Raw genomic sequence first — 2,062 nt, forward strand, 5'->3', positions numbered from 1 at the left:
TTAAATTGTTTATATCTGAAATAGTTCATACAAAAGACTCCATTTTGTTAAAATCATATTATAAATTCAACTTTGCAACAGAACCTCTTTTCTAGTATAATGTTTATTAATATAGTACATATTTTTATAAGGAGTTGTACGCATGTATAATCCATTCGACGAAGCTTATCATGGCTTATGCGAAGAGATATTAGAAATAGGGAATAGACGCGATGATCGCACACATACCGGGACAATTTCCAAATTTGGGCATCAATTGCGTTTCGATTTAACCAAAGGGTTTCCTTTACTTACAACCAAAAAGGTTTCTTTTAAATTAGTAGCAACTGAATTATTATGGTTTATTAAAGGAGATACAAACATTCAATACCTACTTAAATATAATAACAATATATGGAATGAATGGGCATTTGAAAATTATGTTCAGTCTGATGATTATCATGGACCAGACATGACAGATTTTGGACATCGTTCCCAGCAAGACCCTGAATTTAACGAGCAGTATAAAGAAGAAATGAAAAAATTTAAAGAACGTATTCTAAACGATGATGCATTTGCTAAAAAATATGGCAACTTAGGGAATGTTTATGGTAAACAATGGAGAGATTGGGAAGATAAAAATGGAAATCATTACGATCAATTAAAATCAGTTATACAACAAATTAAAACCAATCCAAACTCTCGACGTCACATTGTTTCAGCATGGAATCCTACTGAAATCGATTCAATGGCATTACCACCTTGCCACACAATGTTTCAATTTTACGTACAAGAGGGTAAATTAAATTGTCAATTATATCAAAGAAGTGCTGATATATTTTTAGGTGTTCCTTTCAATATTGCAAGTTATGCTTTACTGACACATCTTGTTGCAAAAGAATGTGGACTTGAGGTGGGTGAATTCATTCATACATTTGGAGATGCACATATTTATTCCAATCATATGGATGCAATACATACACAATTATCAAGAGATAGTTATCTACCACCTCAATTAAAAATTAATACAGATAAATCAATTTTTGATATTAATTATGAAGATTTAGAATTGATAAATTATGAATCACACCCTGCTATTAAAGCACCTATTGCGGTATAAAAAGATGCATTAATATTTCGCATACAGAAAGGAGGTATACCATGACATTATCAATAATTGTCGCTCACGATAAACAAAGAGTCATTGGGTACCAAAATCAATTACCTTGGCACTTACCAAATGATTTAAAGCATATTAAACAACTGACCACTGGGAATACACTTGTAATGGCACGGAAAACTTTTAATTCTATAGGGAAGCCATTGCCAAATAGACGTAACGTCGTACTCACTAACCAAGCTTCATTTCACCATGAAGGGGTAGATGTTATAAACTCTCTTGATGAAATTAAAGAGTTATCTGGTCATGTTTTTATATTTGGAGGACAAACGTTATACGAAGCAATGATTGACCAGGTAGATGATATGTATATCACAGTAATAGATGGAAAGTTTCAAGGAGACACATTCTTTCCACCATACACATTCGAAAACTGGGAAGTCGAATCTTCAGTAGAAGGTCAACTAGATGAAAAAAATACTATACCGCATACATTCTTACATTTAGTGCGTAGAAAAGGGAAATAGGAGGCAATTATGGCTAAACAAATTATCGTCACGGATTCAACCTCTGATTTATCACATGAATATTTAAAACAACATAACATTCATGTTATACCATTAAGCCTGACAATCGACGGGAAATCTTACACTGATCAAGTTGATATCTCTTCAAGTGAGTATATCGATCATATTGAAAATGATGCAGACGTCAAAACAAGTCAACCACCTATTGGTCGATTTATTGAAACATATGAGCAATTAGCTCAAGATGACGTTGAAATTATAAGTATTCATCTTTCGTCAGGCTTAAGTGGTACTTATAATACTGCTGTTCAAGCGAGCCATATGGTAGATGGTAATATTACAGTGATTGATTCTAAATCTATTTCGTTTGGGTTAGGTTATCAAATTAAGCAAATTGTTGAATTGGTTCTGTTGCAAAGTAAAAAAATATAGCTAA

At 32.5% G+C, this 2,062-nt stretch carries 2 protein-coding genes and 1 pseudogene; all 3 read left to right on the forward strand.

The genetic code is table 11. The features are described 5' to 3' along the window. Positions 1-142: 142 nt before the first annotated feature. The gene (locus HMPREF2578_RS00415; RefSeq protein ID WP_000282655.1) at positions 143-1,099 is read left to right on the forward strand and encodes a thymidylate synthase; all 957 of its coding nucleotides are present in this window, start codon (positions 143-145) and stop codon (positions 1,097-1,099) included. 41 nt (positions 1,100-1,140) lie between these two features. Further along, positions 1,141-1,626 carry a trimethoprim-resistant dihydrofolate reductase DfrS1 gene (locus HMPREF2578_RS00420; RefSeq protein ID WP_000175735.1) on the forward strand — a complete coding sequence of 162 codons (486 nt, stop codon included), beginning with the start codon at positions 1,141-1,143 and terminating at the stop codon, positions 1,624-1,626. Between the two features lie 9 nt (positions 1,627-1,635). Further along, positions 1,636-2,034 (forward strand): annotated as a pseudogene (locus tag HMPREF2578_RS00425) (DegV family protein); the annotation flags it as partial. Between the last annotated feature and the right edge of the window lie 28 nt (positions 2,035-2,062).

Origin of the sequence: Staphylococcus sp. HMSC072H03 (assembly GCF_001809305.1) — a bacterium.
GTDB lineage: Bacteria > Bacillota > Bacilli > Staphylococcales > Staphylococcaceae > Staphylococcus > Staphylococcus hominis.

Bases quoted from the DNA above. Each gene is read 5' to 3' on its own strand.
- HMPREF2578_RS00415 (WP_000282655.1), top strand. From the start codon at position 143: ATGTATAATCCATTCGACGAAGCTTATCATGGCTTATGCGAAGAGATA.
- HMPREF2578_RS00420 (WP_000175735.1), top strand. From the start codon at position 1,141: ATGACATTATCAATAATTGTCGCTCACGATAAACAAAGAGTCATTGGG.